Source organism: Lysobacterales bacterium (assembly GCA_019634735.1).
Lineage (GTDB): Bacteria > Pseudomonadota > Gammaproteobacteria > Xanthomonadales > UBA2363 > Pseudofulvimonas.
In genome coordinates this window covers 150391-156878 of record JAHCAT010000011.1, presented here as the reverse complement: position 1 = coordinate 156878, position 6488 = coordinate 150391, and the positions used below count along the sequence as shown (strand labels likewise).

Genomic DNA, 6488 nt, shown 5'->3' with positions numbered 1-6488 from the left:
TCCCATAGGGAGAGAGGGGAGCACAGCGCGCTTCGCTCACCGAACACCGAGTGCTGACCCTTGGTCCCCGATCCTGGGCTGAGACACGACGCTGTTCAGGGGCGGGGGAGAGGGTCGTCCCGACCCGTGCGCGCTGCCGGGCCGGCAACGCTGCGGCATCCATCCGGCGTCGGCCCTGCCGGGGAGCCCATCCGAAAAACGAAGGCCCGCCGGTGGGCGGGCCTTCGCGGGGGTGCCCGGCGATGCCGGGCGCCTGGATCGGCAAGCGGGCGCTGGGCGCCTTACTTGATCTTGCCTTCCTTGTACATCACGTGCTTGCGAACGACCGGATCGTACTTCTTGATCTCGATCTTGTTCGGGGTGTTCTTCTTGTTCTTGTCGGTCGTGTAGAAGTGACCGGTGCCTTCGCTGGAGATCAGGCGGATCTTGTCGCGCTTGGAAGCCATGGCGGGGTCCTCAGACGTGCTCGCCGCGGGCGCGCAGCTCGGCCAGCACGGAATCGATGCCGCGCTTGTCGATGGTGCGCAGGGCGTGGTTGGAGACGCGCAGCTTCACGAAACGGTTCTCGCTCGCCACCCAGAAGCGGTGCTCGTGCAGGTTCGGCAGGAAGCGGCGCCGGGTCTTGTTGTTGGCGTGCGAGACGTTGTTGCCGCTCTGGGCACGCTTACCGGTCAGTTGGCAAACTCGGGCCATGGGGATACCTCGGACAGACGAAGGTGCCGCCGACGCGGCAGCAAGACGCGGGATTGTGCAACGGATCGCCGGTCAGCGCAAGCACCCGGCCCGCATCGGGGCCGGGGCGATCCCGGACGTCAAGAGCTGACGCCCGGCCAGGTCATTCAGGAACAGGGGGAAATCCTTAGGAACCGTGGGGTGGCCGGGCGTCAGTGTTCACTTGACCATTGACGCGACGACTATACGCCCGCACTCGACGGTCATCTGCAAACAATTGTGTCAGCGCAGGGCGTGCCGCCGACCCGATCCTGGGGGTGCTCAGTCGCGTTGCCGCACCGGCAGATCGCGCCGCTGGCCACCCCGCTCCGGCGCCGCCGACCTGCCCATGGACGGGATGCCGCGTTCCCGGCCGTCGTTCCGCCCGGACCAGTCCGCGCTGCGCGCCGGGGCTGGGGTCGTCCTTGCGGGCAGTTCGCCACGTCGCGCCGGGGCCGCCCCGCCCTCCCGGCCGGCCCGCCCGCCCGGCGGCGGCGTGAAGTCGCCGCGGAAGGGTCTGGTCACAGGCTGGTCCGGCATCCCCCGGAGTTCGCCAGGGCGTCCCTGGAAGCGTCCGTCGGACCGGTCGCCCGGTGCCAGCCCGGGCGCCGCCAGACCGCCATCGCGCCGCTGCCAGCGCCCGCCGTTCTGGGGAATGCCGGCGCCGACACCCGCGTCGAAACGGCCCAGGCCGTCCAGTCCCCGCCGCGAGGCCGCCATGCGCTCGGCGGCGTTCCTCGCGCTGCCGAAGCGTTGCGGGTCGGTGTGTGCCCCGGTCGATGCACGGTAGCCGGGGCGTCGGGGCGCGTGATGCCACGCGTAGTAGTGATCCCACCAGCTTCCGTACCAGGGCGAGTAGGGGTGCCAGCCGCGCCAGCCCCAGTAGCCGCCGTAGTACCAGCGCGGGTACCAGGTCACGCCGTAGTGGAAGTAGGGGAACCAGAACGGATCCCAGTAGCTGTACCTCACCCCCCAGAACAGCGCGTCGTAAGGGTCGTACCAGCCGGCGCCGTAGCCGATGCCGACCGACCAGCGTGCGGCCGGCACGGCCCGGTCGACGTAGTAGTCGCCCACCGAGGCGTCACGGGGGTAGTAGCCGTAGTGGCGGCTGCCGTGGCTGGCGCAGCCGGCCAGGGCGAGCACGAGCAGGATGGTCGAGAGCCGGATCGGGCGCATGACGGACACCTCCACGACGGTGAACCACCGTAGCGGATCGCCCTTGAATTCGCCCTGAAGCGCGTCGGGGCGCTGTTCAGGAGTGCTCCTGGGGCGCGCAGCGAGGCCATCGGGATCGCGGTCCGGTGCGGGAGAGGGGCGCACTGTCGTACAGCGAAGGCGGCGTCGACAGCACGCCGCTCCGGCCAACGGCCGCAGCCCGTGTCACGGCGCGGAGATCGGCGGCGACCGCAAGCCTGCGAGTCATCCGGGCCAAGGGGGGCGGCAGCCAAGTGCTATCTTCGCAGCCTTTCCCGGAGTCCTCCATGGCGCTGCACCGCTCTTCCGGCCGCTGGCGTCTGGGCCTGGCCCTGGCCCTGGTCACGGCCGGGTTCTGGGCGACCCTGCCCGCGGCGCTGAAGATCGCCCTGGATGCCATCGACCCCTGGACCCTGACCTGGATCCGGTTCCTGTTCGCCTTCGTGGTGCTGGCCACCTGGCTGGGCCTGCGCGGCGGCCTTGCCGCGTTCCAGGGGCTGTCGCGAGGGCACTGGCTGCTGTTGGGCCTGGCGGCGATCGCGTTGACCGGCAACTATGTCCTCTACCTGCTGGGCCTGGGGCGAACCACGCCCGGCAATGCCCAACTGCTGATCCAGGCCGCACCGCTGTTGATGGCGCTGGGCGGCCTGTGGCTGTTCCGCGAGCGCTACGGGGCCTGGCAGTGGCTGGGCATGGCCGGCATCGTCGCCGGTCTCGGCCTGTTCTTCGCGGACCAGGTCCGCACGCGGGGCGAGGCCGGCTACGTGACCGGCAGCGTCCTGGTGCTGTTCGCGGCGATCGCCTGGGCGGTCTATGCGCTGGCCCAGAAACAGCTGCTGAATCGCCTGGGCTCGGCGGCGATCCTGCTGGCCATCTATCTGTTCGCAAGTCTGGCCCTGTGGCCCCTGGCCGATCCCGGCGCCCTGCTTGGCCTGCGCGGGCTGCCCCTGCTGATGGTGGCCTATGCCTGCATCAACACGCTGGGCGCCTACGGCGCATTCGCCGAGGCGCTCGCGCACTGGGAGGCCTCGCGGGTCAGCGCGGTCCTGGCATTGACCCCGCTGCTTGCCGTGGCCACCGTGGAAACCGTGCACGCGCTCGCGCCCGAGCTCATCGCGGCAGAACGGATCACCACCCTGGGCTGGATCGGCGCCGCCATGGTGGTGACCGGCTCGGCCATGACCAGCCTGCTCAGGCACCGCGCCGCCGAGCTGCCGCTGGCCCCGGACGCCGGGGACGACCGTCGGCCCAGCCCCGCCAACACCCCCCCTTCCTCAGCAGCCTGCCGCCCATGAGCCCTCCTTCCGCCATCGCCCTGGTGCAGTCCTACTACGACGCTTTCAATCGCCGCGACTGGCCTGCCATGGTCGCGCTGCTCAGCGAGGACGTCGCCCACGACATCAACCAGGGCCATCGAGAGACCGGTCGGGAGGCGTTCCGCGATTTCCTGCTGGGCATGGACCGCAGCTACCGGGAGCGGCTGGTCGACGTGGTGGTGATGGCCAGCGCCGACGGCAGCCGCGCCGCCGCCGAGTACACCGTGGAAGGCGTCTACCGTTCGACCCAGCCTGGCCTGCCCGAAGCGCGCGACCAGCCCTACCGGCTGGGCGGCGGCGCCTTCTTCGAGATCCATGACGGGCGCATCACCCGGGTCAGCAGCCATTACAACCTGGGCGCCTGGCTGGCACAGGTCGGCTCCTGAGCACAGCCGCAAGCCGGCGGAGGCGGACGCCGGGCACCCCGCCCGAACCCAGGCGACCGGCACGGCAAGGCAACGGCGCCTGAACGGCAGGCCACCCGACTGTCCGTCCGGCCTCCGCTTTTCGCGTTTCTCCTGCCAGCACGGAACGCCACGGCGGCTTCCGTCCGGCCACCGCGCCGGCCGCATCGGGGCAGGCTAGAATCGGCGGTCTGGGGAATACGCCCGGGTCGACCTGGGCCGTGCCGCAGCCGCACTCAACGCAGCACACAGGGAGTAAACGCAATGAAGAGTTTCTGGATCGCCGTCGCGCTGACACTGGCCGGCGTTTTCGCAGCCGGACCGGCTGTCGCCCAGGGCGGCAAGCCCTCGATCGGCGTCGCCGAGTTCCGCAACCAGAGCGGTGCCGGCTGGTGGCGCGGCGGGGTCGGCTGGGAGCTGGCCGGCATGTTGTCCAACGAGCTGTCCGCGACCGGCGCGTTCCGCGTCGTCGAGCGCAGCAACCTGGGCTCGGTGCTGCAGGAGCAGGACCTGGCCGCCTCCGGGCGCGTCCGCCAGGGCAGCGGCGCCGCCACCGGCGAGCTGACCGGCGCCCAGTACCTGGTCATGGGCACGGTGACCGCTTACGAGGAAGGCGCCTCCAACACCGGCGGCGGCATCAGCGTGCGCGGCATCTCGGTCGGCGGCCGCCGCAGCGAAGCCTACCTGGCGGTCGACGTCCGGGTGATCGACACCACCACCGGCGAGGTCGCCTACTCGCGCACCGTCGAGGGCCGCAGCGCCAGCAGCGGCATGCGCGTCGGCGTCTACCGCGGCGGCTTCGGCGGCAACCTCGCCAACGAGAACAACACCCCGGCCGGCAAGGCGATCCGCGCGGCCCTGGTCGAGATCACCGACTACCTCGAGTGCGTGATGGTCGAGCGCAGCCGCAACTGCGAGGGCGAGTACCAGGCCAAGGAAAACCGTCGCCGCGACAGCAACCGGCGCGGACTGCGCCTGGACTGAGCGCCTGTCGGCAGGGCCGGCCCTATGCCGGCCTTGTTTCCGCGCCGGAACGCCGGCGCGTGGTGTGCGGCGCTGGCGACGCAGCAGGCGCCGCCAGCCCGCCTTTCGACAGCTCCCGCGGCGAGACTTGGGCCTGACCGTCCACCCCGCGATGCGCGCCATCGGCGCGCCGATTGCGGAATGGGACGCCGCGATCCGCCCGGCTACGGGCGGGGCCGGCGCCGGATCGCGCTGATCGGGACCGTCGCGATCTCGGTGCCGTCGCTGCGTCGCGGACGGCCCGGCGCCGGCGCCAGCGCCCGCAGGTAGATCACCTCGTAGCTGGCCGGCCAGCGGCCTTCATGGTCGACCAGGCCGGCATAGGCCGCACGCATCCGCCGCCAGCCGTGCTTGCCGGCCAGGCCGCGCGGCCGGTCGCTGCGCGCGTTGTTGGCGCCGATCGCCCGCAGCTCGCGCAGCAGGCCATCGAGGTCCGGGTAGCTGAGCGCGAACACGTCGCGGTCCAGCACCGGATCGCCGAAACCCTGGGCCAGCAGGGCATCGCCCAGGGCGGCCATCGGCACGAACTCGCTGACGTGGCCGCGGTCGTCGGCGGCCGCCCAGGCCTGGCGCAGTTCCGCCAGCGTGCCGGGACCGAAGGTGCTGGCCAGCAGGGTGCCGCCCGGGCGCAGCACGCGGGCGAACTCGGCAAGCGCCGCCTGCGGATCGCCCAGCCACTGCAGGCACAGGCTGGAGAACAGCAGGTCGACGCTGGCATCGGGCAGGGGAAGACGGTTGGCGTCGGCACACACCACCGGCTGCCTGCGCAGCCAGCCGCGCGCGCGGCGCGCCAGGCGCAGCATGGGCAGCGCGAGATCCACGCCGATCACGCGGGCATCGCGCCAGCGTCGGGCCAGCGCCGCGGTCGCCCGACCCGGGCCGCAACCGACGTCGAGCACCACCGACGGCGTGGAGGCGATCGCCTCGACCTGCTCGAGCAGGCGCGATTCGGCTTCCTGCTGCAGCTTCGCCACCGCCGCATAGCCCGGTGCCGCGCTTCCGAAGCGCCGACGCAGCAGCGTCCGGTCGAATGCACCGATCATGCCGCGGCCCGCAATCGCGACAGAGCCGCGACGACCTGGTCGGCGTGGTGCAGGAAAGGCGCATGGCCGGCGCCGGCGATCACCCGGGCCTCGCCGCCCGGCGCCAGGGCCGCGGCCGCCAGCACGGCCTCCGGGGGCACCAGCCGGTCGCGGCGCCCGCCCAGCCATTGGCTGGGCACCCGCAGCGACGGCAGTTGCTCGACCAGGTCGCTGCCGGACAGCAGGCGCAGACCCTCGGCCAGCACCCGCGGTGCCGGCTCGCCATGGTCGTAGACATGGCTGCGCAGGTGGCGCAGGTCGTCCTGGGCGGTACGGCTGCCGACCACCTCCAACGCCAGGAAGCGCTCGACGGTGCCGCGCCAGTCGCGGCCCAGCTCCTCGCCGAATCGGTCGAACACCGCAGGCTCGACGCCGTGCGGCCAGCCGGGCCCGGCCACGAAACGCGGCGTGGCGGCCATCATCAGCAGCCCGGGCACCCGCCCCGGCGCCTGCAGCGCCGCACGCAGCGCGACCAGGCCGCCCAGCGACCAGCCCAGCCAGGGCGCCACCGGCAGCGCCTCCAGCAGCCGGTCGGCCAGGGGCGCCAGGGCCAGCGGCGTGCCATCGTCCCGACTGCGCCCGTGGCCGGGCAGATCGACGATATGGACGGTCCAGGCGGCGCACAGGGCTTCGACCAGGGGGGCGAACAGGCCGCCGTGCATGGCCCAGCCGTGCAGGAGCACGAGGTCCGGACCGGATCCTGTGGTTTCGACGTGCAGCATGGCGGGCGGGTCGGGCGGGGCGCTGATTCTAGCCCG

Annotated in this window: 8 protein-coding genes; 3 read left to right on the top strand and 5 right to left on the bottom strand. The window is 72.2% G+C overall.

Annotated features, from left to right (window positions below; translation table 11 throughout):
* Window positions 1-281: 281 nt before the first annotated feature.
* From rpmG to KF823_11730, 3 genes are all read right to left on the bottom strand, one after another.
* Complete coding sequence (gene rpmG, locus KF823_11740; GenBank protein MBX3726574.1) at window positions 282-446, bottom strand: 50S ribosomal protein L33; 165 nt, start codon at window positions 444-446, stop codon at window positions 282-284.
* A 10-nt stretch (window positions 447-456) separates the two neighbouring features.
* A complete protein-coding gene (rpmB, locus tag KF823_11735; protein ID MBX3726573.1) occupies window positions 457-693 on the bottom strand; it encodes a 50S ribosomal protein L28 in 237 nt (78 codons plus the stop codon).
* A 300-nt stretch (window positions 694-993) separates the two neighbouring features.
* Window positions 994-1887 carry a hypothetical protein gene (locus tag KF823_11730; protein ID MBX3726572.1) on the bottom strand — a complete coding sequence of 298 codons (894 nt, stop codon included), beginning with the start codon at window positions 1885-1887 and terminating at the stop codon, window positions 994-996.
* A 305-nt stretch (window positions 1888-2192) separates the two neighbouring features.
* Between KF823_11730 and KF823_11725 the strand changes: the two genes are divergently transcribed.
* The 3 genes from KF823_11725 to KF823_11715 all read left to right on the top strand — a co-directional run bounded on the left by KF823_11725 (window position 2193) and on the right by KF823_11715 (window position 4609).
* Window positions 2193-3200, top strand: coding sequence for a DMT family transporter (locus KF823_11725; protein MBX3726571.1), 1008 nt, complete (start codon window positions 2193-2195; stop codon window positions 3198-3200).
* A complete protein-coding gene (locus tag KF823_11720; protein MBX3726570.1) occupies window positions 3197-3607 on the top strand; it encodes a nuclear transport factor 2 family protein in 411 nt (136 codons plus the stop codon). Before KF823_11725 ends, KF823_11720 begins: the two co-directional genes overlap by 4 nt.
* Before the next feature lie 282 nt (window positions 3608-3889).
* Window positions 3890-4609: a CsgG/HfaB family protein gene (locus KF823_11715; GenBank protein ID MBX3726569.1), complete on the top strand. Its 720-nt coding sequence runs from the start codon at window positions 3890-3892 to the stop codon at window positions 4607-4609.
* A gap of 203 nt (window positions 4610-4812) precedes the next feature.
* Here KF823_11715 and bioC read toward each other — a convergent pair whose 3' ends face one another.
* Window positions 4813-5691, bottom strand: coding sequence for a malonyl-ACP O-methyltransferase BioC (gene bioC / locus KF823_11710; GenBank protein ID MBX3726568.1), 879 nt, complete (start codon window positions 5689-5691; stop codon window positions 4813-4815).
* A complete protein-coding gene (gene bioH / locus KF823_11705) occupies window positions 5688-6449 on the bottom strand; it encodes a pimeloyl-ACP methyl ester esterase BioH (protein MBX3726567.1) in 762 nt (253 codons plus the stop codon). The genes bioC and bioH overlap by 4 nt, the downstream gene beginning before the upstream one ends.
* Window positions 6450-6488: the final 39 nt, after the last annotated feature.